Genomic DNA, 25,539 nt, shown 5'->3' with positions numbered 1-25,539 from the left:
AAAGCCAAAAACCGGTAAAGGCCGGTGAAAGGATAGGGGGTTCGACGAAAATGTTACATCCTACTCATGAACAGCATTTTATGAAAAAAATCAAGTCGGCAAAGCATGGCAGAAGACCATCAAGACAGGTGCTTCAATCGCTATATGCCCAGATGACTATGGAATACGCTGTTTATTACTTTAATAAAGAGCGGCTGCAGCGCATGATTGACAAGGCACTAGACCAGAAGGACCCGGAAAGCTTTCAAGTATTAACCAATCAATATAATGCCCTAATTGGAGAATACAAATATGGCAAGGTCATCTCAGAGCAAGGATATGAAGTTGAACTGGAATTTAAAGTGAAATAAGAAATAAAAACCGTCAGCCTGGATGAGGGCTGGCGGCATTTTTTTGCAAAAAGCTCGCTTAACAGAAGAGGGCGTTTTTTTGTAGAGGGGCCAGACCTCAAGTTATTCCCACATTTGAAGAAATTGATTCATAAATTTTGGAAATATGTGCATATGTTTCTCAAAATGAGTCATAAACGCTCGCACTTCCTTATATCACCTAGAACGTCATCCATTTCTCCGCAATCCTCCCTCCGTTTTTATATCATTTCTTCTCTTTTTCTTCAGTCATAAAGATGGATTTTCTTATTTAGGTCTCGAGGTGAATAAATACTTCTCCAACTTGTCTCATATGATAGAAGAGATGTGGAAAAGAAGGGGAGGCCATATGAAAAACACGTTTGTGGTCGGGACATTCTTACTTATCATTGCTGCCTTTTTAGGAGAATGCTTAGAATTTTTGATTAATATGGTATTAGCCCGTGAACTGGGAGAAAAAGGTCTCGGTTTATATATGTCCATTCTGCCAACGATCGTGTTTCTTGTTGTGATTGCAAGCATGGAGCTGCCTATTTCTATTTCCAAAGCAGTAGCCGAAAAAGAAAAGGCCTACCATAAAAGCTTACTGCATCACACGATACGTTTTACGACAGCATTTATCGTTGCTTGTTTAGCTGCAGCTTTTATTGTGTTTCCGCTGATTCCAGTTTTTGATAAGTATCACCCAGCACTGCCGTATTTACTGTTAACCCTTATTCCTATCATTGCGTTATCCTCGATTGCTAGAGGCTATTTTATGGGAACACAGCATATGGGAAAAATTGCCATAGCAAATTTTCTAAGAAGAGCTGTACAATTAGTCCTTTTAATTGCGGTGTTTAAATTATTTCATTTCCAGGCGGATATAGCTATACTTTTAAGCTTATGTACTTTAATAGGAACTGAGTTAGTCGTGTTTTTGTATCTATTCGTATTGTTTTTAAAAGAATTAAAGCAATTGAAGCAAAAGCCGTCTCTACCTATGAAAAAAGCATCCGTTCTGCAAACTCTCTTAGCTGTTTCCTTACCGACAACGGGGCTGCGTATCTTTCATGCAGCATCTTTTGCGGTCAAGCCGTTTTTAATTAAAGCAGCACTGATGAACGCAGGAGTAGTAGAAGAACAAGCAACCATACAATATGGAAAGCTTGCAGGGGTTGCGTTTACAATAGGATTTTTCCCGGCTTTTATTGCTCATTCGTTATTAATCATTCTTATTCCAACAGTTTCTGAAGCCTATGCCAAAAAACAGGTGTCTTCACTGAGCACTCTGTTAAACAAGATTATGGCCGGGACATTTCTATATGCCGTTCCTGCTGTTGGAATATTTTATTTTTTCTCAAATGAATTGACTAGTTTGTTTTTTGAAAAATCACCGGCCGCGGTATACCTGCAGCTGCTTGCTCCGTATTTTTTCTTTCATTTCTTTGTTATTCCTATGCAGGCCTTTCTAATCGGTCTTGGGCTTGTGAAGGATGCATTTCTTCATTCTATTTGGTCGACAACCGTGTCGTTTGTACTTATGTATGTATTGGGTTCTATTCCCCAGCTGCAAATGGATGGGATCATTATCGGTATGAATACAGGGATAGTGATTCTTACACTCATGCATTATGTGACGATCCGCAAACGAATGGAAGAACCTGTAGGACTGCGTTTTCAAGAAATATACAATGGCAAAACATTCTAGCTGTTATGCATGAAGAAGAATAAAGAATGAATTATCAAAACCTTCTCTAGCGTAAGCGGGCACAATTATATATACTGAATGAGGAGAAGAAATAAACGAGAGAGCAGGAGGCAATACTGTTGATTTTATCGGACCAAACCATCAAAACAATGATAGAGCAGGATGAGCTGCAGATTGAACCAATAGAAGACCATCAAGTACAGCCGGCATCTGTAGATATTAGACTCGGAACTCACTTTTTAAAAATTGATGAAAACGCAATTGAATCGATTGCACTGGATGAACCTGCTAAATATCTAGAATTTGAAAGTGAAGAAGTCATCATTCCTCCTCATTCATTTTTACTTGCTACGACGAAAGAATATATTAGGCTACCTGATCAGGTAACGGCGTTTGTGGAAGGACGAAGCTCGATCGGACGCATGGGGCTGTTCATTCAAAATGCCGGCTGGGTTGACCCTGGATTTGAAGGAGAAATTACACTCGAGCTCTACAATGCGAACCGCCTGCCTATTCGATTAAAAGCAGGCCGCCGGATCGCTCAGCTTGTGTTCGCGTTCATGGATAAAAAAGCAGCTGTACCTTATCAAGGAAAATATCAAGGACAGCGAAAAGCAGTCGGAAGCCAAGTATATTTAGATGAGGAAACAAGCAATAATTAATACATCACAAATGACGAAAAAGGAGCTATCTCAAAGCAGGGGATGGCTCTTACATTTATATGTGACACTTCCATTTCGTTATTGTCCACACAAGATGTGGTTGCAGAAATTCCTTCTAAAAAGCGCTCTCATGAAGTGCTCAACCTCCCCTCCTTCATTGCACCGTACTAAATTTAACCGTTCGAAAAATAACCCATTACTTATTAAAAAAACTAAAAATTCTTTATCTTTAGTTAAGTATTCCAAAATGAGTATCGCTGTTATATAATATAAAATGATAAATTTTCTGTTATAGAACATATTGAAGGAGGTTATTATGGGAAGAACAGTAGACGTACAAGAAATAAAGAGTATGAATAACAATGCTAATCTCCAAAACTATGAAGAAACGGTAAAAACGATGGATTGGAAAAAGGTGGAAGATCGTTTTACCTGGTCAAAAACCGGGAAGGTCAATATGGTATATGAAGCTATTGATCGTCATGTAGAGGAAGGAAAAGGAGACAAAACAGCATTTATTTATACGGATAGTAATTATGAAGCATCCTATACGTTCTCAGATTTGAAATCGCTGTCATGTAAATTTGCAAATGGTCTGAAAAAATATGGAATTGAAAAGGGAGATCGAGTATTTATCTTTATGCCGCGCAGTCCTGAGCTATATATCTCTATGCTCGGTACCCTTCGAATCGGAGCTATTGCCGGCCCGTTATTTGAAGCGTTTATGGAAGAAGCAGTAAAAGAACGATTAGCTGACAGTGGTGCAAAAGCAGTAGTAACCACGCCAGAACTGTTCGAACGTATCCCGACGGACCAGCTTCCTGATTTGGAATACGTTATTTTAGTAGGTGCAGACAAAACGATAGAGGACAATCAATTATTATATGACGATCTTTTATCTGTTTCAGAACAGGAAGTGATCGAATGGGTTGACCGTGAAGATGGAATGATGCTCATTTATACATCGGGGTCAACAGGGAAGCCAAAAGGTGTGCTTCAGGTACACGATGCCATGGTCCATCAATACATAGCAGGGAAATGGGTATATGATTTAAATGAAGATGATATTTATTGGTGTACGGCAGATCCAGGCTGGGTAACAGGGACATCAGCTGGAATGTGGTCTCCATGGCTGAATGGTGTTACGAATGTCCTTCGCGGCGGCCGTTTTAATGCCGAAGAGTGGTTTGCTACTTTAGAGAAATATCAAGTAACAGTCTGGTTCAGCGCGCCTACTGCTTTTCGTTTACTAATGAGCAGCGGAGATGAGCTGCCGAAACAATATGATTTGTCCCAACTTCGTCATATGCTCTCCGCTGGTGAACCGCTGAACCCTGAAGTCATTCGCTGGGCTCAAGAGGCATTAAACCTGCGAATCCATGATAACTGGTGGATGACCGAAACAGGTGCTCCAATTTGTGCTAATTTTACATGCAATTCCATCCGGCCTGGTTCAATGGGAAAGCCTCTCCCTGGAATTGAAGCTGCTATTATTGACGATGATGGAATAGAGCTTCCTGCACGGCAGATGGGCAACCTTGCGATAAAGCCGAAATGGCCTGCAATGGTTCGAACCATTTGGAACAATGCGGAACGTTATGAAAAATATTTTCTAAACGGATGGTTTATAACAGGTGACACAGCATATCGGGATGCAGACGGCTATTTTTGGTTTGAAGGCCGTGTCGATGATGTAATTAACACTTCCGGAGAACGGGTAGGACCTTTTGAAGTAGAAAGCAAGCTTGTCGAACATCCTGCGGTAGCCGAAGCAGGGGTGATAGGAGTACCTGACCCTATACGAGGGGAAGCAATCAAAGCATTTATTACATTGCGGGAAGGATATATGGAAAACGAAGAGTTATTAAACGATATTCGCCAGCATGTAAAAACGAAGCTGGCTGCTCATGCAGCTCCCCGGTTGTTTGAAATACGCAGATCTATTCCTAAAACAAGTTCGGGTAAAATCATGCGCCGTGTCCTAAAAGCCTGGGATCTTGGATTGCCAACAGGAGATTTGTCTACGTTAGAAGATTAGCCTTTTTCATTTTTTCGCAGTAATAATAACGAGATTGTCACAAATGCCATTGCATGGTAAACAGCCGGTCTTGGAAAAATCACGACCGGCTGTTTTGCTTGGTTTTTTCTTTTCTTTACAGGCAGTAACAAAGTTGGCAGCGGTACTTGATATGAACTGATTATAGGTTACATTCTTATCAATTTTTTGATTTTTGACATTTAGCAGATTTTTTAGGTAAAATAAAAAAAGAAGACATCTTTTAAAGATCCTTCATTTATAGCTTTATTATTTTAAGAAAAAGTGGTCAATGTGCCCTTTTCCATGTTGATATTCTTTAATAACCCGCGCCGCTTCTTTTTTCGAACGTGCAAATTTGCTTTCAAGAAAATCCTCAAAGAATTTCTTCATTTGTTATTCCTTCTTTCCACTCATTATATCTTCATTATCCTCCTCCATGAATAATCAAGCAAAATCCAAATATAAAAAGGAAAACGGAAACATTCGCTATGAAAACGGATAAAATCCGTCATTTTCTACTTTTTTCTTCCTATTACTCTTTATTTCTCCCTTATTCTGTAAGGGGAAAAAATAAAACGAATAACCTGTTTTAGAAATCCGAAATAAGGAACAGAAGTTGAATCAATTTTGTTTTTAAAGGAAGAAGCAAAAGCGTTTTATGAATTGGAAAATGATCTTTATCATGCGCTTCACAATCAAAAGCTTTTTTAGTCTATCAGCCTATTATATCCAGCTGGTCAGGAGGAGAAATGATGGGTATGGAGGCTTTGATAAGATGGAAGCATCCGCGAAAAGGATATATTTCTCCTGCTGTATTTATTCCAATAGCAGATGGAAATGGATTTATACATAGTATTGGGCGCTGGACCATTTATCAAAAATAGACCGTTCTTTTATAAAAGATATGAACGATAGAGAAGCCAACCTTGCGATTGTGAAAACGATCATTGCTACAGCGGACTTGAAAGTGATCGCAGAAGGTATTGAAGAAGAATCCCAGGAGAGAGAGCTGCAATTATTGCAATGTCACTTCTTTCAAGGTTATTATTACTCTAGGCCGAAAAAATTGTTAGAACTCCATCATTTCATTCAACAAGGCTAAAAGGTTCGGTTCCTTATAGAATCGGGCCTCTTTGTTTGTGAGTTGTGAACATCAAAAAAGCACTTTAAGTATTTTTGAACAGCTTAATGTGGTGGAAGATGTTATAATAGGAATATTGTCAAAAAATCGTCAGCAAAAGACCCAGGTCTTACGATGATAAATATATATTATGGAATGCTATGAAGGGCATATTTATAGAAAGAGGGTTTGGCCTTGAGTTTTGCGAATGAAAAAGCAGTAGTAGTATTTAGCGGAGGACAGGATAGTACCACTTGCTTATTCTGGGCGCTTGAACGGTTTAAAGAGGTCAGCGCCGTCACGTTCGATTATGGCCAGCGTCATAAAGAAGAATTAAAAGTCGCTAGAGCTATTACAGAAGAACTGGGAGTAGAACACCAGGTTATGGATATGGGATTATTAAACCAGCTTGCACCGAACGCTCTCACAAGAGATGACATAAAGGTGGAGGACGGAGATGAGGGAGAATTGCCAACTACCTTTGTAGAAGGAAGAAACCTGTTGTTTTTCTCCTTTGCGACCATATATGCATCTCAAAAAGGAGCAAAGCATATTGTTACAGGCGTGTGTGAGACGGATTACAGCGGATATCCGGATTGCCGGGACGTTTTTGTCAAATCGCTGAATGTATCCTTAAATCTAGCAATGGACAAAGACTTTGTCCTGCACACCCCGTTAATGTGGCTTGATAAAAAAGAAACCTGGGAGCTTGCTGATAAACTTGGCAGACTGTCATATATTAAAGAGAAAACATTGACATGTTATAACGGTATTCCAGGGGATGGCTGCGGAGAATGTCCTGCATGCAGGCTGCGCCAGGCTGGTTATGAACAATATATTACAGAAAAGGAACGGGAAGAATAATGCTTCATCAATTTTACCCGCAAGTACAGCATGACTATCGGTATGAACTGAATAAGGACATGCATTTGGCTGCGGCGCATTTTATTCCTGCAAGTGCGGCAGGCAAGTGTACAAATATTCATGGCCATACGTATGTAATTAACTTGACGATCGCGGGAGACGAATTGGACGACACTGGCTTTTTAATAGACTTTAAATTGTTAAAAGACATTGTTCATAAACGCTTTGACCATTCCTTGTTAAATGACCATAATGAATTTGGCGAGTCTGAAACGAGTGACCCAGAGACGTTTCCAACAACAGAGGTAGTGGCCCGGACAATATGGCAGCTGGTACAGCGAGAATTAGATCGCAGCAGCAACAAACCGTGCTGCATCCAGGTGCTTGTACGGGAAACACCGACAAGCTATGTAGTTTACCGCCCGAAGAAAGGGGATTTTCAGTCATGAAAAAAGTCCCCGTCTTAGAAATTTTCGGTCCAACCATCCAGGGTGAAGGAATGGTGATCGGGCAGAAGACGATGTTTATTCGGACTGGCGGCTGTGACTACCGCTGTTCGTGGTGCGATTCTGCCTTTACGTGGGATGGCTCGCAAAAAGCAGAGTTATTATACGTCGATGAGATTATCGCTAAGCTCGAAAGCATCGGCGGTTCTGCTTTTAACCATGTCACGATTTCTGGCGGAAACCCGGCTCTTCACAGCGGATTAGGTGAAGTGGTTGCAGCACTTCAAGAAAAAGGCATAAAAACAGCTGTAGAAACACAAGGAACCATATGGCAGCCCTGGATGAAAGATATTGATGAAGTGACGATTTCTCCTAAACCGCCGAGCTCTGGGATGGATACCAATTGGGAGCAGCTTGACCATTATATCCATCGATTACAAGGCCGGGAAGATAAAGAAGTCAGTTTAAAAATCGTCATATTTGATGATACAGATTTAGAATATGCTGCTCAGGTCCATGAACGCTACCCGGAGATTGCTATGTTTTTGCAAACAGGCAATGAGCATATAGAGACATCTGATGATAGCTGGCTTTTATCTCACTTATTAAAAAAATATGAAGAGCTGGTCGAAAAAGTCATTGCTTCTGAGCGCTTAAACGAAGTGAAAGTCCTGCCGCAGCTTCATACCTTGCTGTGGGGAAATAAACAAGGAGTGTAAAAACATGCCGGAAAGAAAAGGTGTAGAGCATCTTTCCCACTTGGGAAGTGAAGAAACAAGCTATACGTTTGAATATGATCCTTCTCTCTTAGAGACATTTGAAAATAATCATCCAAACCGGGATTATTTCGTGAAATTTAACTGCCCGGAATTTACTACCCTCTGCCCGAAAACAGGGCAGCCAGACTTTGCTGCATTATACATCAGTTATATACCAGAACAGAAGATGGTAGAAAGCAAGTCGTTAAAATTGTATTTGTTCAGTTTTCGAAACCATGGCGGCTTTCATGAAGATGCTATAAACATGATCGTCAATGATCTGGTGGAATTGATGGATCCTCGTTATCTAGAAGTGTGGGGGAAATTTACTCCGCGCGGAGGAATCTCGATTGATCCGTATGCAAACTATGGCCGTCCTGGCACAAAGTACGAAGAAATGGCGTCAAAGAGGCTCTTTTATCATGACATGCATCCAGAAAACATCGATAACCGCTAATCTTGACCTGGTCCGCAGATCTTCTGCTGGATCAGGTTTTTAGCAGATAAGAAAGTATACATTTTAGTGTTTTGATGTCTAGCTTCAGCACCCAGCCGCTCGGGCGCGCACGATAAAGAGGAACTTTTGATAAAATCGCAAAAGGTCCTGTTCCGGGGCACGATAGTCAGCATTTTACTGAGTCATTTCAGCGTTTTTAAAGGAAGTACTTTAATACTAACAGATTTTATTTATTTTCTGAAAAAATAGACTACTGACGCCAGGTAAATGAGGAATATGTATATGCTATTCAAACGCCGCCCATGGCTGGGAGTGTTAGAAAGTTTGTGCGCAGCTTTCGGGAAATTGCTACATGTGTCTTTCCATTATATTTATCTCGTACGAAAAGCAGCACGTTTTTCTTATTCTAATTTCTGTGCCATCAACGTTCTTTTTTTGTTATGCCGCATCTTCTCCAAACAAGGAGGGTGGAGCTTGATACAATAAAAAGGCAAAATCTTCTTTCAGCCATATTTATCGTTTTATCCGGAAAATCTTGTTTCCAACATTGATTCATCAAGCCAAAAAAGATAAATGGATGTATTTTCCCATAGTATTGGCTTCGGAATGTTGCTGATCTTAGATAAATTAGTCCATATAATTTGCAAATGGTTGGCAAATATAGTTTCCGCAACATTCTTTCTTAGCTGTACTCTTTCTGTGCGATTATCAGGCACTGTAACCTGGTGATCTTTATAACATATTTCAGGAAGCCAGCGATCTTTGACGCTGGAGCCTTCAACAACTAACTGATCAATGGACATATTATTTATTCCACACTGAAAAAGAATAGAAGGCAGGGACCATCAGAAGATAACTGTACCGTTACAGAAGCAGCGACCATAATGGTATACATATAAACGATCAAACGATCTCGGCTCAATAAATCTTTAGCGGGAATAGACAATCATTTAAAACAAACCCGAAACGGATGTAATTATTCTTGTTCATCCGATTTTAAATGCAGATTTTTCATGTTTATCCTCCACCTTATTAAATAAGCAGCGTCCCTTTCCGTAAGGGATGCAAAGTGGTGTACCAAAAAGTGGATCTTCGGTTACCTGGCATTCCATGTGAAATACATTTCTTACTAAATCACAAGAAATAATGTCTTCAGGCTTTCCTTGTGAATAGATTGTTTTATCTTTAATAGCAATGATATGGTCTGCATACCTGCAGGCTAAATTAAGATCGTGCAGCACCATTACAATGGTGCGGCCATATTGTTTGTTTAAATCAAATAATAGATCAAGAATGTCAATCTGATGAGTCATATCAAGGTAAGTTGTAGGTTCATCTAATAATAATGTTTCTGTGTTTTGAGCAAGTATCATAGCAATCCAAGCCCGTTGCCGTTGTCCGCCGGAGAGAGAATCGACAGGACGATCTTGAAAATCAGTCATGTTGGCTGCTTCTAGTGCTTTTGTTACAGCCTCTTCATCCTTTTTTGACCACTGCTTTGCCCAGCTTTGGTATGGATAGCGCCCTTGTTTAACGAGCTGAAGAACGGTCAGGCCTTCAGGTGCTGTTGGACTCTGAGGAAGAACAGCCATCTTTTTAGCTATTTCCTTTGTACGCATTTTTGAAATATCCGCACCTTCTAAAATAATCTGACCAGCATCTGGCTTTAGCAGACGTGATAAAGAACGCAGAAGAGTAGACTTCCCGCAGCCATTACCACCGATTAAAACGGTCACTTTTCCCTTTGGAATAGCAACGTCTAAAGAGTCAATAATGGTCGTATCACCGTATCCAATCGTTACATTTTCGCCTTCAATCGTTTTCATTACATATTCTCCCCCTTAGGATCTGTTTTTACTTTTATATAATAAATAAATAAAATAAGGAGCCCCGATCGTGGCGGTGAATACGCCGGCTGGAACCTCATGCGGTGAAAAGGCGGTTCGGCCGAGTAAATCAGCACCCATAACAAGGATGGCGCCAATAAGAGCAGATAAAGGGATAAGTGCTCCATAGGAAGAACCGACAAGACGCCTTGCCATATGGGGAGCCATTAATCCCACAAATCCAATCCCTCCTGCAAACGCCACAGTAGTACCTGCTAATCCTGTGCATAAAATAAGGATAAGGATGCGATCCCGCTGCAGATGAGCTCCAATGCTTAAAGCAAGTTCTCCTCCCAAAGTTTGAGCATTTACTTTTCTAAAGCTTAAGAGTGTGAATAGAAATAAGATAATAATGACAGGAGCAATCAATTGAACGTCTGTCCAACTGGCTCCGTTTACACTGCCTGTAAGCCAAAGGTTGGCTTGGGCAGCTCTATGTATCGGGCCTAGCATCATAAACATCGTTGTTAATGCTTGCGTTAGCGTTGATAAACCAATGCCAATTAAGATAAGACGTATCGGAGAAATTCCGTTTTTGTAGGAGAGAAAATATACAATAAACCCTAATGCGGCCGCTCCAAGAAAAGCTGCTAGTGGCATCCATTGCACGCTCACGATAAGGGAGTGATTATCGTCGCTAAATAAAGCAAGAAAAAGAACGACAGTTACACCCGCTCCCCCTGTAATTCCAATTATATCTGGTGAAGCTAGCGGATTTTTTATCATACCTTGCAGTATCGCTCCAGATATGGCAAGACCTGCACCGGCAAATAAGGCGACAAGCAATCTTGGCATCCGCAAGGTCTGAATGATGAGCTGATCGCCTGGTTCCCCATGTCCGAACAAAGTTTTCATAACTTGAAGCGGATGTATAAAAGATTCTCCTATAGAAGCGGAAACAAGAAACAAAAGCAGTAACACACATGTCATGAAAAGAATGTTAAAAACTGCTTTTTGATCAAACATGAATGAAAATCGATCGTTTTTCGTTCGGAAAACCTTATTTTTGCTCATGATTCTTTCCATCCTTTTCGGGCTAAATAGACGAAAAAGGGAGTGCCAATAATAGCGGTCATGACCCCGACTGGAACTTCCTCCGGCATAATAATAAAACGTGCACTAATATCCGCTAACAAGAGTAATACGGCTCCAAGAACACCAGAATACGGAATAACCCAGCGGTGATCCTGGCCTGCAATAGCGCGTGCAAAATGGGGGACAACAATACCAATAAAAACAATTGGTCCTGCTACGGCGACTGCCCCGCCCGCTAAACCGACAATCAGTATTCCAGCTATCGCTTTTATAACAGCGATCCGTCCCCCGAGACTTTGGGCAACATCTTCTCCCATGATAAGTATGTTAATGTGACGTGAAATAAGCAGCGAACCGGCCCAAGCACCGATAAAATAAGGGAGTACCGGAAATAAATATTGAAGTCCTCTTCCTTGTACAGAGCCGGCCAGCCAAAATAATACTTCATCTAAAGCTTTTTCATTTAGGACTAGCAGGCCTTGTGTTAGGGAAGAAAACAATGCTGCAATCGCTGCACCGGCAAGTGTCAAACGAAGCGGCGTTAAACCTTCTCTTCCTAATCCTCCAACCGCATAAACAATAAGAGAAGCTGCTGCAGCACCAGCAAATGAAACCCAGGTCATTCCTTGTAATGAAATGGACGGAATATATATGACAACCACTACAATAAATAAGGAGGCTCCTGCATTAATACCAAAAATGCTGGGAGAAGCTAGCGGGTTTCTCGTCAAAGCCTGCATTAGTACCCCAGCAATCGCTAGAGATGCCCCTACACAAATTGCAATAAGCGCTCTTGGAATTCTAGCTTCAAGGATAATAATATGTGTATTAGACTCTTTAAATTGTTCAAAGTGAAAAAGGACCTGATACAAGTGATTCAACGTTACCTCGGTGTATCCTAAGACGATACTTCCCATTGTAGCCAAGCATAACACTAGAATTGCTGCAACGAATCCCCATCCCTTAATTTTCGTTGTTTTCATTTCCATATTTAACCAAATCCCTGTTTTGAGTGATGTTTACAATACCAAAATATCCTCTATCTACATTAATTCTTCCGGTTCCCACTGTCAACGATTTTGAGAATCATTATCAATTTGTTGACGAAACAAAGTATTTATATTACGATACGATACGTAATTGAAAATAATAATCAGTTGCAGGGAGGATACATAATTTTATGAAAAAAACATATTTTGCATTCATGTTTGTATTAGCAAGTATTTTCTTATTAGCAGCTTGCGGAACAGATGAAGAAACAGTTGCGTCTTCTGATTCAGGAGATGATAAGTCAGAAGAAGAGTTTGAAAGTTACACAGTAGAACACGCAATGGGTGAAACAACCATTGAGGAAGAACCGGAAAACATTGTTATTTTAACAAATGAAGGAACAGAAGCTTTGCTCGCCCTTGGCAAAAAACCCGTTGGGGCCGTGGAATCATGGACGGGCGACCCTTGGTATGATCACATATCTGATCAAATGGAAGGGGTAGAAGTAGTTGGTGATGAATCCAACGTTAATATTGAAAAAGTGGCTTCGTTAAATCCAGATTTGATCATTGGAAATAAAATGCGGCAAGAAGATATTTATAATCAGTTAAATGAAATTGCGCCAACCGTTTTCTCTGAAACGTTACGTGGAGAATGGCAAACGAACTTTAAGCAATATGCTGAAGCCTTAAATATGGAAGAAGAAGGAGAGGAATTACTCACTGAGTATGATGAGCGTCTTTCCGATTTTGCTGAGAAAGCAGGAGAAGACACACTTGATCAAAAAGTTTCCGTCGTGCGTTTTATGCCTGACCATGTCCGAATTTATCACCAAGACTCTTTTTCAGGTGTCATTCTTGATGACATTGGGTTTGACCGCCCTGAAAATCAAAAGAGTGATGATTTTATAGAAAAAGCAACAAAAGAGAGCATTCCGGATATGGATGGAGATGTACTGTTTTACTTCTCGTATGAGACAGGAGATGGGGCAGCAACAGAACTTCAAGAAGAATGGACGGAAGATTCTTTGTTTCAAAATCTTGACGTTGTAAAAGAAGGTAATGCTCATCAAGTGAGTGATGCTATATGGAATACAGCCGGAGGCTATCTTGCTGCTAATCTGATGGTAGAGGATCTCGAACAATATTTCATAGAAGAATAAATAGGCACATGACGATAAGTGTCAGACCCGGAGTGATATGGCTTCGGGTCTTTTTAGTTTCTAAAAACAAACTACTCTTTCAAACCAATTATTACAAAATTATATTTTCTTAGTTATTAGTTGATATTTTCCAATTCATTCAGCATATCTTTTATCAGGTCAGGATCTGCTGCTTGCTTCTTTTAAAAATTCTTCTCCTACTGGAAAAGCAATTTCCTTCCATTCTTCTAATTCTTCTTCTGAAAGTTCTATAATTTTAATTCATTCCTCTTCCATTAATTCTGTTTTAATTCCAGCTATGAGAAAACAGGGATATGATATTTCGGCAGGTGTTAAGCGGGTATTATGTATGTATCCATTTTTCCTCCTACAAATCATGATATTTTGAAAATTTTTTCTAAACTCCCTCTTGACCTAAATTTCCTACCCTTCTTCGGTTATTATCTTTATGTGAATAAATTTATTCTGAGATGAAAAAAGATAACTTTTGCTGTACAACAATAGGTTTTGGTCACTAAATTTTCTTTATGCCATTTTTTTAACTACTCTTTTTCATAAACCGACGGGTAACGTTCTTGATCAAAAAAACATTTAACATTTGTAAATACATATAATAGAAAAATTTTGGATTTCATAGTGGGGTTTCTGATAGAGACGTTTGACTGTGAACGAAATGAACCACTGCTTTTTGAATGTGTCCACAAACAACGATGAAGCGAAATAATACAAGAACGAGAGAAGCAGATATGTCTCGACATTTCCATGTTTGCAGATAGAGCAAAAAGGAAAAAGTTCTCAAAAGAAGTGCAAAAAAGACGGGAGGCATATGGATGAAAGGAGCATGGACAAGTACCTGGGTTTTGTTGTTAATCATCCTGACTTCTGGCTGTCAAATCCGAATGGACGTTCTGGACCCGGCTGGCGGGGTTGCCGAAGAACAACGACATTTAATCGTTTTTAGTTTAGTTGTTATGATGATTGTTCTTGTGGTCGTGTTTATCCTGTTTACAAAGTTTATATGGAGGTACCGGGAAAATTCAAAAGCAGACAGGCCTGATCATACGCTTCGCAACGACAATAAAAAATTAGAAATTACCTGGACCGTTTTACCGGTAGTTGTACTGGGAGTACTGGCCGTACCGATGTTAATGCAAGCATATAATTTAGAAACAAAAGCAGATCGTGATGCTTACCGGGTCAAAGTAACCGGCCGTCAGTACTGGTGGCAATTTGATTATCCGAATGAAAACATACGAACATCACAGGAGCTTCATTTACCGGCGAATGAAGAGGTCGTTATTGAACTTGAAGCATCTGATGTGATTCATTCCTTTTGGGTTCCGCAGCTGGGAGGAAAAAAAGATGCCATCCCTGGAGAAACGAACCGATTATATTTAGAAACAGGTGATCCTGGAGTCTATGAAGGAAAATGTGCGGAGCTGTGCGGAGCGGCTCACACAGATATGCGGTTTCAGGTTGTAGTTGAAGAGGAAGAGGACTTTGAAGCATGGAGTGATGCGGTAAAGCAGGATATAACACCAGAAGAAACAGAGCCGGAAGAAGAAGGATCTGCAAATAAAGGCGAACGTATTTTTCAAGAAAATTGTCTGGCTTGTCATGCTGTGGATGGAGCAGATACAGAAAATGACAGAGGTCCTAATTTAGCTTTATATGGGGACCAGAAAAAAATTTCGGGGATGATGACAAACGACAAAGAGAATTTAAAAGCTTGGCTTCGTGAGCCGGAATCTTTTAAACCTTCAACAGAAATGCCGGCATATGACAACTTGACGGAAGAAGAAATGGATGCACTGGTCGATTATTTACACAGTATTACAAGCGACAAAGCAGAAGAAGGCAGGGATTGATATGGATTCTATCCCATTTTTTAATACAGAAATAGATTTAGTGTCAGACGTGATTTTTGGACATATCAGCGCGCTTCTATTAGGAGCCGCAGCGATTTTTGTCCTCTCGTATAAAAAAAAGTGGGGCATGCTTTGGGATTGGATGCGCACTACCGATCACTTAAAGATCGGGATAATGTATTTGGTAGCTTCGTTTGCTTTTTTCTTAAGGGGCGGACTTGATGCTATGTTTGTCCGTCTTCAGTTAGCTTTTCCGAACGCAGAGTTCTGGGTGTTTCAAGGGGAAAAGTACAACCAAATGATTACTACCCACGGCACCACTATGATCTTTTTTGTGGCAACTCCTTTATTAATCGGATTAATGAATGTAGCGGTGCCGCTGCAAATAGGAGCAAGGGATCTTGCTTTTCCATTTTTAAATTCCCTGAGTTTTTGGCTATTTATATGCGGCGGGGTACTTATTAATATCAGCTACTTATTAGGAGGTTCGCCGGAAGCAGGCTGGACGTCATATTCCCCATTAGCTATAGGCGGTTATTCGAACAATACCGGAAACAACTTCTATGCGTTAGGGCTTCAGGTGGCCGGTATCGGTACGATTATTACAGCCATCAATTTTATCGTCACAATTGTAAAAATGAGGGCTCCTGGAATGACATATATGCGGATGCCTTTGTTTACATGGGGAAGCCTGGTTGCTGTTGTTTTAATTTTACTGGCTTTTCCGGCACTGGGTGCAGCTGTCTTACTTTTAATGTTTGATAATATTTTTGCTGCCGAATTCTTTGCAGGCGGCAGCGGAAATCCCCTTTTATGGCAGCATTTGTTTTGGATTTTCGGCCATCCTGAAGTATACATTATTGTTCTGCCAGTGTTTGGACTGTTTTCTGATATTATCAGTACCTTTTCCAAAAAGCCTGTATTTGGTTATTTATCCATGGTGATTGCCCTTGTTCTTATTACTTTTCTCAGTTTCATGGTATGGGTGCACCATATGTTTACAGTCGGCTATGGTGCGACCGTTAATGCGATTTTTGCCATATCAACCATGCTTATTGCCGTTCCTACTGGAATTAAAGTATTTAATTGGCTGTTTACGATGCGGGGAGGCCGCCTTCTGTTTCCGACAGCCATGCTGTTTTCAGTTGGTTTTATCCCGACATTTGTCATCGGCGGGGTAACGGGTGTTATGGTAGCCATGGCAGCAGCTGACTATCAGTATCATGACAGTTATTTTGTTGTCGGCCATTTTCACTATGTAATGGTTGGCGGCACGATTATGGGAGCTTTTGCAGGTATTTATTATTGGATGCCGAAAATGTTTGGATTTCTCTTAAATGAAAAGCTGGGAAAAATTCATTTCTGGACATTTCTAATCGGATTTCATCTTACCTTTTTCCCGATGCATTTTATGGGACTAAATGGCATGCCGCGCCGGGTCTATACGTATCTTCCGGAAGATGGGCTTTTCGGCCTGAATTTTGTCAGTACCATCGGCGCGTTTATTATGGCAGCAAGTGTGTTGTTGTTTTTATATAACATCTGGTACAGCTATAAAACACAGTCAAGAGATGTGGGAGACGATCCTTGGAACGGACGTACATTAGAGTGGGCCATTCCTTCGCCTGCACCGTCTCATAGGTGGAAACGGCTTCCTGTTATTCCTCATAAAGAACCTCTTTGGCAAGCAAAAAAAGCAGGTCGGACAGGCTTAGAATATGCAGAATATGAGGAGCGTCATTTAGAAGAATATTCGAGTATTTTACCGGTTCTCATCAGCGGAGCCCTTTTCATTGCGTCATTCGGGTTTGTATTTGAAGTATTCTTTATAGCAGCTGCCGGCTTAGTATTAACCTTTGGCCTTATGATATACCGTTCGCTTACGTTTGATAAAAATGTCGAATGGTCTGGAAAGGACCCGGAAGAAGAGAACGGAAAAGGAGGGAGCAATCATGGCTGAAGAAACGACCGCAGCAAAAGTAAACAAACCATGGACAGAAGCGGATGACAGGCTGGGGATGTGGTTGTTTATTGCAGCAGAATCCGTTGTGTTTCTTTGTTTGATTGCCACCTATCTTGTGTCGAGCAGCAGTACATTAAACGGCCCGGATGCCGCTGAACTTCTGAAGCTTCCTCCAATTTTGATTCCAAGCTTTCTGCTGTTATCAAGCAGCTTGACATTTTATTTCGCTGAAAAGGGCATGGAACAAAAAAACATTCAAAAAGCCATGCTCTGGCTTTCGGTAACGCACAGCTTTGCGCTTATCTTTCTGGGATTTGAAGTGTATGAGTTCTTTGAATATGCCAAAGAAGGTCATACGTTAACGGAGTCTCCTTTTCTTGCATCTTTTTATGTACTCGTTGGCACCCATGGAGCCCACGTCCTGTTAGGATCGATTTGGATGGGACTGCTGCTTTGGCACCTTCATACAAAGCGGGCAGTATGGACGAACTGGAAGCGTATTAGAGCCTTTGGACTGTATTGGCACTTTGTAGATGTGGTCTGGGTATTCATTTTTATACTCGTTTATATTCTCGGCTCCCAAGGAGTTTACTAGAAAAGTTTGGCAGCCGTGTTATATCAACAAAAAGAGAAGGAAGCTGATTTATTTTATTCGATCAGCGTCCTTCTCTCTTTTCATTTTCTTCAGAACTGCAAGCTTCTTCTTTTAAACTGTTTATTTCTTCTTGCAGGTGCTCGTATTTCGTATGACCCAGTTCGCGGAATTTTTCTTTACGGCCGCGATAAGCAGCCACTGCTTTCGTCGGGTAATTTTTAAAAAGACTGAACCGGTTCACTGTTTTTTGCCGAAGAGTGGAACCTTTCATCGGGGAGGTAAGCAATGTTCCGATGAAGGCTATCAAAAATCCAGTTCCAACACCTCTGATTAGTGGTCGTTTGCTGTTGTGTCTTTTGTTCATCCGTTTATCTGTCATTTTGTTTGCCGCTGCCTTCTTTTAATTCTTTTAGCGTTTTACGCTTTTGGGTGAGATAATAAATGAGCGCTGCTGCTCCATATAATCCTCCGAGATCCTTCTTTTGAGCAGCTTCTTTTCCTTCTTCTGTATTTTTCTTTAATGAAACGGTTAAATCTGCTAAGGAAGAAGAAAGTTTTCGGGAAGCTTCACCAGCGTCACCAAGAATGTAAAATAGAGGATTAAGCGCGCGCATTTTTTCATTTAAATCTAAAAGGGTTTCATTGCTGTTATGGATCACCACGCCGGATTCTTTCATCACTTCGTCTAATTGGTCCGGCAGTTTTTCTACGGTCTTGTCTATTCCGCTTAAGACACTGCTTAAGTTATTCAGTGCCCTTATTAGAAAAATAACAAGTACTGCGAAGGCAATTGCGAAAATAAGTAAGCTGATTCCTAGTAAATCCATTCCTTTATACCTCCAATTGTATGTGTAAAATAATCATGGATAAAACTTCGACATTTTATTCTTAATTCCTCTCTCTTTCTACAACATCTAAAAGGTTACCAATATACTCACCTATTAAAGGCATCGTTTCAAATTGTGCCAGTATAAAAAATAATAACGCAATGATAAGAGCCGTGCCAACTGTTAATCCTACTCCCTGGGCGGCCCCGGCGATCAAATTGGTTTTAATCACTTCTGATCGTTTCGTGTAATGATAGGCCATATCTTTCATACGGGATTTCGTGGTAATATCATCTAGCTTTTCAACGAGGTTTTCTAGTTTTTTTACATCTTCTTGATCGGTAGGCCGTCTTTTTTTTCTCCAACCGGTAGTTTTTTATATCATTTCGGTCTTCCACGGTATTCCCCCTGTTCTCCTCCTGTTTCTTGTTCTCTACCCTTCCGTTCTTTTCTTTGAAACAGTAAAAAGAGAGGGTTGGCTTTGCCGCTATAACCGTTTTTTCAAAAAATGCAAAGCTGTTTAAAAGAAAAAAGCTGCCCCTTATTTTTTTGGGACAGCCCCTGAATCATTTGAAATTATCCCATCAATGACTGGTTAGATGTTCATAAGCGTTTCTCATGATAGGTTCATTCTGCACATACTTTTCAAATAATAATTTCAGTGCGGCAGCTTCATCCCCGCAGGTTTCTACTGCTTCCTTATAGGAAGCATGGAGAAAACGATCGTTTTCAATCATTTGCCTCATTCTTTCTTGTTGAAAATTCATGCTTTTCACCTCATAGGAAAGCGGCTGAGTTTATATGTTGTATTATATGCTGATTGCAAATGGGTTGTTTTCCGCTTCTATAATAGATAGAAAATAATTAAGAAAAGACTTGGTTGTAAGCAGCAGCAGAGTCGATGTCTTTTTTCGTAATCCCGCCTTCATCATGTGTAGAAAGTCGAACAGTGATCGAAGTGTAATCAATGGTGATATGAGGGTGGTGCTGAACCTCTTCAGCATGACGGGCTATTTCTTCAACAAACGATATTCCATTAAGAAATGAATCAAACGAAAAAGTTCGTTCGATCGTTTTTGCATCGGCCCTTTCCCATCCATCCAAACCCCTTAATTTCTGTTCAATTTCTTCATTGTTTAACGTGCTCATTTTCACCCTCCCTAATCTAGGCTAATATCTCATTTTTACCACTATCGTCTTGTTTTTAAACGTTGCATATTGTTAATTTTCTCTTAAAAGGGAATGACTAGAGGGGAGAGGAAGGAGTAGATATAAATGGAAAACAAACGACAAGGTTCAGCTCATACAGAATACGGAGAATTAATAGAAGTTTTAATGTGCGTTCCGGAAGAAATGCGTATAAAAAAACCAATTAATGAAGTACAAAAATCGTATGAAGATGAAAACATTGATCAGGAAAAAGCAATGCAGGAGCATCGCTTTCTGATAGAAACCTTAGAAAATCACGGGGTAACTGTTCATTTATTACCTGCATTATCTAAGCTGCCTGAGCAGGTTTTCACAAGAGACCTTGGTCTTGCAACGGAAAAAGGCATTATCGTTGGGAAAATGGAAACAGATATTAGAGAACCGGAAATAAAAGAATTCAAATCTTGGCTTACCGAAAATCATTGGGATTATATGTGCGTAGAAGAAGGTTCTATCGAAGGCGGCGATGTTTTAATAGATCAAGATGTACTTTATGTGGGGGACAGCAGCCGTACAAGTGACAAGGCGGTTAAACGATTAGAAGAAATATTTCCAACTAAAAAAATCATTACTATCCCCTTTGATAAGAAATATCTGCACTTAGACTGTATTTTTAATATTCTATCCCCAGGGACGGCTCTGCTTTACCCTGAAGCCCTCTCTAATGACATCGTCCGTGATATTTGCATGCATTATCGTACAATTACTGTCAATGAAGAAGAACAATTCCGCCTTGGAACGAATGTTCTTTCTATAGGAAATAAGAAAGTTATTAGTCTTCCGGAGAATAAAATAGTAAATGAAAACATGAGAGAAATGGGCTTTGAAGTTTTAGAGGTTCCTTTTTCAGAAATTATTAAATCCGGAGGGTCCTTCCGGTGTGTTACCATGCCTTTGATTAAAATGTAGATTTGTCAGGACGACATATGCCAAAGTCAAAGTATATAATATATATCAATTTCCTCTATGGAATAAGCCTCCTTCAAGTGGTTGTAAAAAATCCTGGCAAGACCCCTTCTGTAAAATAAATCAAATGACTCATTAAAAAAGACCTGCTCGACATCTGCACAAATCGAAGCGTCCGTCTCAGAAATCTTTGGGATGACTTCTTTTTTATGGTAAAAGGAAGGGACCTGCTTTTTTCTCTTGTGTTCAGCGGTTAAAATTCTTAAAATGTAGGAGGAGCAAAGGTTTTTTAAATTTTTATTTGACAGATTTGAATATATTTTTTATAATCTAAGTACAGACTGACTGGTCGGTCTAAGTAATCTGTTATCGTATGTAATCGCTTACCTTGCAAATAATAGTAAAAGCAATGACAGAGAGAAGGTGCATTTGATGTTTAAGAGAATACTTATAGCTAACCGCGGTGAAATTGCTGTACGTATAATTCGTGCCTGCCGCGAACTTGGTATTGAAACAGTGGCCGTACATTCAGAAGCAGACAGAGAGGCCTTACACGTCTTGATGGCAGATGAAGCTTATTGTGTTGGTCCTAATTCTTCTGCTGAAAGTTATTTAAAGAAAACAAATTTAATTTCTACTGCGTTAAAAACAGGAGCTGATGCCGTTCATCCTGGGTACGGTTTCCTGGCAGAAAATGCTGAATTCGCAGAAATTTGTGCAGATCATGACTTAATCTTTATCGGTCCGTCTCCAGAAGCCATTAACAAAATGGGAGCTAAAGCAGTAGCTCGTGACACAATGGAAGCAGCAGGAGTTCCGATTGTTCCTGGTACGGATGGAATTATTGAAAATGAAGAAGAAGCTGTAAAAACTGCAGAAGAAATCGGCTATCCTGTGATTGTAAAAGCAACTGCCGGAGGCGGCGGAAAAGGGATGAGAGTAGCTCAAAATCCTGATGATTTGAAAACAGCAATTAACATGGCACAACAAGAAGCAGCAACAGCTTTTGGCGACGCTGGTGTTTACATGGAAAAGTTTGTTGAAGAACCCCGGCATGTTGAAATTCAAATTATGGCCGATTCCCACGGCAATGTTATTCACTTTGGGGAAAGAGATTGTTCCATACAGCGCCGGCATCAAAAGCTGGTCGAAGAAGCTCCGTCTCCTGCGCTCGATGAGAAAACCCGCCAGGCTATGGGTGAAGCAGCAATACAGGCAGCAAAAGCAGTGAACTACTGCGGTGCAGGAACAGTTGAGTTTTTACTTGATAAAAATAAAAATTTCTACTTTATGGAAATGAATACCCGTATTCAAGTGGAACATCCGGTAACAGAAGAGGTAACGGGTATTGATTTAATTAAAGAACAAATCCGTGCTGCAGCTGGAGAACATTTATCTGTGACACAAGAGGATATTGAAATCAATGGCTGGGCGATTGAATGCCGAATTAATGCAGAAAATCCAGCGAAAAATTTTATGCCGTCCCCAGGAAAAATTGATATGTATCTTCCGCCAGGCGGATTAGGTGTTCGTATAGACAGTGCCGTTTATCCGGGTTATTCTATTACCCCTTTCTATGATTCCATGGTGGCGAAGTTAATTGTCAGAGGAAAAACAAGGGATGAAGCGATATCACGCATGAAAAGGGCCCTGTCCGAATTTGTAGTAGAAGGTGTAGATACGACAATTCCATTTCATTTGAAACTCATGGACCATCCTTCCTTTAAAGAAGGAGATTTTAACACGAAATTTCTTGAGCATCACCAAATTATGGATTAAGACTGAAAGCAGGTGATAAGAGTGCCGGCAAAATCCACCAAACAAAGGATTACTGAGGCTGCTCTTCAACTTTTTGAAGAATATGGCTTTCATGCGGTAACTGTGGATAAAATAGTAAAAGAAAGCAAGACTTCCAAAGGCGGCTTTTACCATAATTTTAAATCTAAAGATGAGCTTCTATATACCATCCATGACTCATTTATTACATATGTCATAGATAAGGCGGCTGAAGCTCATTCGAGCTATCACACACCGGCGGAAAAATTGTACGAAACCGTGCGCTCTTTTGTGAAAATGTTTGAAGTCTACCGGGCTCACGTAACTGTTTTTTATCAAGAAAGCCTGTATCTATCTCCGGACTATTTTGATAGTATCAAAAAAAAGCGGGACCGCTATAAAGATATGATGTTTTCGGTAGTAAGAGAGGGAAAAGAACGAGGCGAATTTAGAGAAGAACTGCCGGTGCCGATCATGTCGATGGCGATATTCGGCATGATAAACTGGACTTATAAATGGTACAAAGCAAGCGGCCAATATTCGGTAAATGAAATAGCAGATATTTATGCAGATTTAATCATGCATTCGGTTTTGACCGAACAAGCCAGAGAAGAGCCAGCTTATCAACGATTCTTTTTAAGGACTAATCGGGTAAGGTAACTTTTTTACTTTAAGAAAACAGCCAACTTTTTCTAATAATAAGGGAGTGTAGGAAAAATGTATAAAGTAAATGAAATCAAAGAGCTCATTCGGGCGGTGGACAAATCGACCATCGGAGAGCTTGAAATTCGCGGTGAAAACAAAGAAAAAATTACCATCAAAAAAGAAGGAATTGTACAGGCAGCAGCTGTAGAAACAGTTCAGGCTCCCCAGCCGGCACCAGCTCCGTCTGAACCTCAAAAGGAAGCACCGGCGCCAGCTGCCCCTAAAGAAGAAGCACCGGCAAAGGCACCAGCGCAAAACGAAACAGAAGCCGCTAAAGATGATTCTCTTGAAGAAATTACATCTCCGATGGTTGGTACATTCTACCGTTCTCCATCTCCGGATGCGGATCCGTATGTGAAAGAAGGAGACAAAGTAAATGAAGAATCAGTCGTTTGCATTGTGGAAGCGATGAAACTGATGAATGAACTCGAAGCAGAAATCTCTGGTGAAATTGTCGATATTCTCGTTGAAAATGGAGAACTCGTGGAATACGGCCAGCCGCTGTTCCTTGTCAAAACAGCTTAAACTTACTACAAGTAAAACGAGGGGTAATCTTCTTAGAAGATGCCCCTTCTATGCGAAAACATGAAAGCGTTTTACACATAAAAGAGATAACGTAGATAGAAAGGGAGGCTGTGTTCAATGAGTGATATGTTTGACCGGATTGATGAAATGGAGCGAAAGAAAGAAAAAGTCAAAATAGGCGGCGGGGAAGACCGCATTGATGCTCAGCATGAACGTGGGAAGCTTACAGCACGGGAAAGAATTGACCTTCTTGTAGATGAAGGCAGCTTTGTAGAATTGAATCCATTTATTGAAAATCGCGGAATGGATTATGGAGGAGCAGAAGCGCCTGGAGAAGGGGTCGTGACTGGATATGCAAAGGTCCATGGGAAATTAATATTTCTATTTGCGCAGGATTTTACCGTGTTTGGCGGAGCACTTGGCGAAATGCACGCTTTAAAAATTGCGAAAATGATGGACCTTGCCGCAGAAAACGGAGCTCCGATTATCGGTTTGAATGACTCCGGCGGTGCTCGTATTCAAGAAGGTGTGCTGTCTTTAGATGGCTACGGCCATGTTTTTTACCGTAACTCTATCTACTCAGGCGTTGTGCCGCAGATTTCAGTTATCATGGGGCCTTGTGCAGGAGGAGCAGTATATTCACCTGCTATTACCGATTTTGTTTTTATGGTGGAAAAAACGAGCCAAATGTTTATTACAGGGCCAAAAGTGATCGAAAGTGTAACCGGAGCAAAAATTAATTCGGAAGATTTAGGAGGAGCAAAGGTACATTCTAGTAAGAGCGGGAATGCTCATTTTACAGCTTCAACAGAAGAAGAAGTGCTGCAGGATGTGCGCCGGCTCATTCAATACCTTCCTTCTAATCATGAAGAAAATGCTCCGGTTTATCCGCCGAAAAAGGAAGTCGACTTAGAAGAACGAGTCGAAGAGTTATTAGACATTGTGCCAGTGGACAGCACAAAAGTGTATGACGTAAGAAAAGTCATTAAGCTGCTTTTAGACGATGAAGATTTCATGGAAGTGCAGCCTGGATTTGCCAAAAATATCGTCGTCGGTTTTGGACGAATGAATGGAGAAACGGTTGGTATTGTTGCTAATAATCCAAAAATGATGGCAGGCGGTCTTGATATTGATTCATCGGACAAATGTTCACGTTTTATCCGCTTTTGTGATTGCTTTAATATACCAATCATTACATTTGAGGATGTAAGTGGATTTATTCCGGGGGTTCAGCAGGAGCACGGCGGTATTATCCGGCACGGAGCGAAAATTTTATATGCCTATTCTGAAGCAACCGTCCCTAAAATTACAGTTATTTTACGCAAAGCTTTTGGTGGAGCCTATGTAGCACTTAATAGTAAAGCAATTGGAGCAGACATGGTTTTCGCCTGGCCAAACGCTGAAATAGCGGTTATGGGACCAGAGGGAGCGGCGAATATTATTTTTGCGAAAGAAATCAAAGAAAGCCCGGATCCTGAAAAAACGCGCCAGGAAAAAATCCAGGAATACCGCGAACGCTTTGCTAATCCTTATATTGCAGCTGGAAACGGCATGATCGACGATGTAATTGACCCGCGCGACACGAGAAAATCACTGGCGAACGCGCTTGAAATGCTGAAAAACAAAAAGAAGCAAAACCCGCATAAAAAGCACGGGAATATTCCTTTGTAAAAAGAGGAGGAAAAAAGA

At 40.5% G+C, this 25,539-nt stretch carries 28 protein-coding genes and 1 pseudogene; 19 read left to right on the top strand and 10 right to left on the bottom strand.

The window, feature by feature from the left end:
- Window positions 1-50 precede the first annotated feature (50 nt).
- From ACE1TI_RS03265 to acsA, 4 genes are all read left to right on the top strand, one after another.
- A complete protein-coding gene (locus ACE1TI_RS03265; RefSeq protein ID WP_375006151.1) occupies window positions 51-350 on the top strand; it encodes an IDEAL domain-containing protein in 300 nt (99 codons plus the stop codon).
- Between the two features lie 367 nt (window positions 351-717).
- Entirely contained in the window at window positions 718-2,058 is a 1,341-nt protein-coding gene (locus tag ACE1TI_RS03260) for a polysaccharide biosynthesis protein (RefSeq protein ID WP_375006150.1), read from the top strand.
- 119 nt (window positions 2,059-2,177) lie between these two features.
- Window positions 2,178-2,720: a dCTP deaminase gene (dcd, locus tag ACE1TI_RS03255; protein WP_375006149.1), complete on the top strand. Its 543-nt coding sequence runs from the start codon at window positions 2,178-2,180 to the stop codon at window positions 2,718-2,720.
- A 316-nt stretch (window positions 2,721-3,036) separates the two neighbouring features.
- Window positions 3,037-4,758, top strand: a complete 1,722-nt coding sequence (gene acsA, locus ACE1TI_RS03250; RefSeq protein ID WP_375006148.1) for an acetate--CoA ligase — start codon at window positions 3,037-3,039, stop codon at window positions 4,756-4,758.
- 267 nt (window positions 4,759-5,025) lie between these two features.
- Here acsA and ACE1TI_RS03245 read toward each other — a convergent pair whose 3' ends face one another.
- Window positions 5,026-5,148 carry a hypothetical protein gene (locus tag ACE1TI_RS03245; RefSeq protein WP_375006147.1) on the bottom strand — a complete coding sequence of 41 codons (123 nt, stop codon included), beginning with the start codon at window positions 5,146-5,148 and terminating at the stop codon, window positions 5,026-5,028.
- Between the two features lie 314 nt (window positions 5,149-5,462).
- Here ACE1TI_RS03245 and ACE1TI_RS03240 point away from each other — a divergent pair.
- The 6 genes and pseudogenes from ACE1TI_RS03240 to queF form a co-directional block, all read left to right on the top strand.
- Window positions 5,463-5,642, top strand: a pseudogene (locus tag ACE1TI_RS03240) (EAL domain-containing protein); the annotation flags it as partial.
- Between the two features lie 20 nt (window positions 5,643-5,662).
- Window positions 5,663-5,860: an EAL domain-containing protein gene (locus ACE1TI_RS03235; protein WP_375006146.1), complete on the top strand. Its 198-nt coding sequence runs from the start codon at window positions 5,663-5,665 to the stop codon at window positions 5,858-5,860.
- Window positions 5,861-6,073: 213 nt separating this feature from the next.
- Entirely contained in the window at window positions 6,074-6,742 is a 669-nt protein-coding gene (gene queC, locus ACE1TI_RS03230; protein ID WP_375006145.1) for a 7-cyano-7-deazaguanine synthase QueC, read from the top strand.
- Window positions 6,742-7,191 carry a 6-carboxytetrahydropterin synthase QueD gene (queD, locus tag ACE1TI_RS03225; protein WP_375006144.1) on the top strand — a complete coding sequence of 150 codons (450 nt, stop codon included), beginning with the start codon at window positions 6,742-6,744 and terminating at the stop codon, window positions 7,189-7,191. Before queC ends, queD begins: the two co-directional genes overlap by 1 nt.
- Window positions 7,188-7,907, top strand: a complete 720-nt coding sequence (gene queE / locus ACE1TI_RS03220) for a 7-carboxy-7-deazaguanine synthase QueE (RefSeq protein ID WP_375006143.1) — start codon at window positions 7,188-7,190, stop codon at window positions 7,905-7,907. The genes queD and queE overlap by 4 nt, the downstream gene beginning before the upstream one ends.
- A gap of 4 nt (window positions 7,908-7,911) precedes the next feature.
- A complete protein-coding gene (gene queF / locus ACE1TI_RS03215; RefSeq protein WP_375006142.1) occupies window positions 7,912-8,403 on the top strand; it encodes a preQ(1) synthase in 492 nt (163 codons plus the stop codon).
- A gap of 521 nt (window positions 8,404-8,924) precedes the next feature.
- Here queF and ACE1TI_RS03210 read toward each other — a convergent pair.
- From ACE1TI_RS03210 to ACE1TI_RS03195, 4 genes are all read right to left on the bottom strand, one after another.
- Complete coding sequence (locus ACE1TI_RS03210) at window positions 8,925-9,206, bottom strand: hypothetical protein (RefSeq protein ID WP_375006141.1); 282 nt, start codon at window positions 9,204-9,206, stop codon at window positions 8,925-8,927.
- A 183-nt stretch (window positions 9,207-9,389) separates the two neighbouring features.
- Window positions 9,390-10,229: an ABC transporter ATP-binding protein gene (locus tag ACE1TI_RS03205; protein WP_375006140.1), complete on the bottom strand. Its 840-nt coding sequence runs from the start codon at window positions 10,227-10,229 to the stop codon at window positions 9,390-9,392.
- A gap of 15 nt (window positions 10,230-10,244) precedes the next feature.
- On the bottom strand, window positions 10,245-11,303 hold the full coding sequence (locus tag ACE1TI_RS03200) for a FecCD family ABC transporter permease (RefSeq protein WP_375006139.1): 1,059 nt from the start codon (window positions 11,301-11,303) through the stop codon (window positions 10,245-10,247).
- Window positions 11,300-12,313, bottom strand: a complete 1,014-nt coding sequence (locus tag ACE1TI_RS03195; protein WP_375006138.1) for a FecCD family ABC transporter permease — start codon at window positions 12,311-12,313, stop codon at window positions 11,300-11,302. The genes ACE1TI_RS03200 and ACE1TI_RS03195 overlap by 4 nt, the downstream gene beginning before the upstream one ends.
- Before the next feature lie 191 nt (window positions 12,314-12,504).
- Here ACE1TI_RS03195 and ACE1TI_RS03190 point away from each other — a divergent pair, with 191 nt between their 5' ends.
- The 4 genes from ACE1TI_RS03190 (at window position 12,505) to ACE1TI_RS03175 (ending at window position 17,902) form a co-directional block, all read left to right on the top strand.
- Window positions 12,505-13,476 (top strand): ABC transporter substrate-binding protein, encoded by a 972-nt coding sequence (locus ACE1TI_RS03190; protein ID WP_375006137.1) that lies wholly within the window; start codon window positions 12,505-12,507, stop codon window positions 13,474-13,476.
- An 830-nt stretch (window positions 13,477-14,306) separates the two neighbouring features.
- Window positions 14,307-15,344, top strand: a complete 1,038-nt coding sequence (gene coxB / locus ACE1TI_RS03185; RefSeq protein ID WP_375006136.1) for a cytochrome c oxidase subunit II — start codon at window positions 14,307-14,309, stop codon at window positions 15,342-15,344.
- Between the two features lie 127 nt (window positions 15,345-15,471).
- Complete coding sequence (locus ACE1TI_RS03180) at window positions 15,472-17,304, top strand: cytochrome c oxidase subunit I (protein ID WP_375006253.1); 1,833 nt, start codon at window positions 15,472-15,474, stop codon at window positions 17,302-17,304.
- Window positions 17,297-17,902 carry a cytochrome c oxidase subunit 3 gene (locus tag ACE1TI_RS03175; protein ID WP_375006135.1) on the top strand — a complete coding sequence of 202 codons (606 nt, stop codon included), beginning with the start codon at window positions 17,297-17,299 and terminating at the stop codon, window positions 17,900-17,902. Before ACE1TI_RS03180 ends, ACE1TI_RS03175 begins: the two co-directional genes overlap by 8 nt.
- Window positions 17,903-17,963: 61 nt before the next feature.
- Here ACE1TI_RS03175 and ACE1TI_RS03170 read toward each other — a convergent pair whose 3' ends face one another.
- From ACE1TI_RS03170 to ACE1TI_RS03150, 5 genes are all read right to left on the bottom strand, one after another.
- Window positions 17,964-18,281: a hypothetical protein gene (locus ACE1TI_RS03170; protein ID WP_375006134.1), complete on the bottom strand. Its 318-nt coding sequence runs from the start codon at window positions 18,279-18,281 to the stop codon at window positions 17,964-17,966.
- Window positions 18,271-18,729 (bottom strand): DUF948 domain-containing protein, encoded by a 459-nt coding sequence (locus tag ACE1TI_RS03165; protein WP_375006133.1) that lies wholly within the window; start codon window positions 18,727-18,729, stop codon window positions 18,271-18,273. Before ACE1TI_RS03165 ends, ACE1TI_RS03170 begins: the two co-directional genes overlap by 11 nt.
- Window positions 18,730-18,790: 61 nt before the next feature.
- Window positions 18,791-19,000 (bottom strand): DUF5665 domain-containing protein, encoded by a 210-nt coding sequence (locus ACE1TI_RS03160; RefSeq protein ID WP_375006132.1) that lies wholly within the window; start codon window positions 18,998-19,000, stop codon window positions 18,791-18,793.
- A gap of 313 nt (window positions 19,001-19,313) precedes the next feature.
- Entirely contained in the window at window positions 19,314-19,496 is a 183-nt protein-coding gene (locus ACE1TI_RS03155) for a hypothetical protein (protein ID WP_375006131.1), read from the bottom strand.
- Between the two features lie 97 nt (window positions 19,497-19,593).
- Window positions 19,594-19,878: a 4a-hydroxytetrahydrobiopterin dehydratase gene (locus ACE1TI_RS03150; protein WP_375006130.1), complete on the bottom strand. Its 285-nt coding sequence runs from the start codon at window positions 19,876-19,878 to the stop codon at window positions 19,594-19,596.
- Between the two features lie 126 nt (window positions 19,879-20,004).
- On the opposite strand from ACE1TI_RS03150, the gene ACE1TI_RS03145 reads away from it, so the two are divergent.
- The 5 genes from ACE1TI_RS03145 to ACE1TI_RS03125 all read left to right on the top strand — a co-directional run bounded on the left by ACE1TI_RS03145 (window position 20,005) and on the right by ACE1TI_RS03125 (window position 25,521).
- A complete protein-coding gene (locus ACE1TI_RS03145; RefSeq protein ID WP_375006129.1) occupies window positions 20,005-20,847 on the top strand; it encodes a dimethylarginine dimethylaminohydrolase family protein in 843 nt (280 codons plus the stop codon).
- A 429-nt stretch (window positions 20,848-21,276) separates the two neighbouring features.
- Window positions 21,277-22,623, top strand: coding sequence for an acetyl-CoA carboxylase biotin carboxylase subunit (accC, locus tag ACE1TI_RS03140; RefSeq protein WP_375006128.1), 1,347 nt, complete (start codon window positions 21,277-21,279; stop codon window positions 22,621-22,623).
- A 21-nt stretch (window positions 22,624-22,644) separates the two neighbouring features.
- A complete protein-coding gene (locus ACE1TI_RS03135; RefSeq protein ID WP_375006127.1) occupies window positions 22,645-23,280 on the top strand; it encodes a TetR/AcrR family transcriptional regulator in 636 nt (211 codons plus the stop codon).
- A gap of 57 nt (window positions 23,281-23,337) precedes the next feature.
- Window positions 23,338-23,850 carry an acetyl-CoA carboxylase biotin carboxyl carrier protein gene (accB, locus tag ACE1TI_RS03130; protein WP_375006126.1) on the top strand — a complete coding sequence of 171 codons (513 nt, stop codon included), beginning with the start codon at window positions 23,338-23,340 and terminating at the stop codon, window positions 23,848-23,850.
- 117 nt (window positions 23,851-23,967) lie between these two features.
- Window positions 23,968-25,521: an acyl-CoA carboxylase subunit beta gene (locus ACE1TI_RS03125; RefSeq protein WP_375006125.1), complete on the top strand. Its 1,554-nt coding sequence runs from the start codon at window positions 23,968-23,970 to the stop codon at window positions 25,519-25,521.
- Window positions 25,522-25,539: the final 18 nt, after the last annotated feature.

The sequence above is a fragment of the Alteribacillus sp. JSM 102045 genome (assembly GCF_041949975.1).
GTDB lineage: Bacteria > Bacillota > Bacilli > Bacillales > Marinococcaceae > Alteribacillus.
The sequence above is the reverse complement of the archived record's forward strand: the minus strand, read 5'-3'. Positions and strand labels throughout refer to the sequence as shown.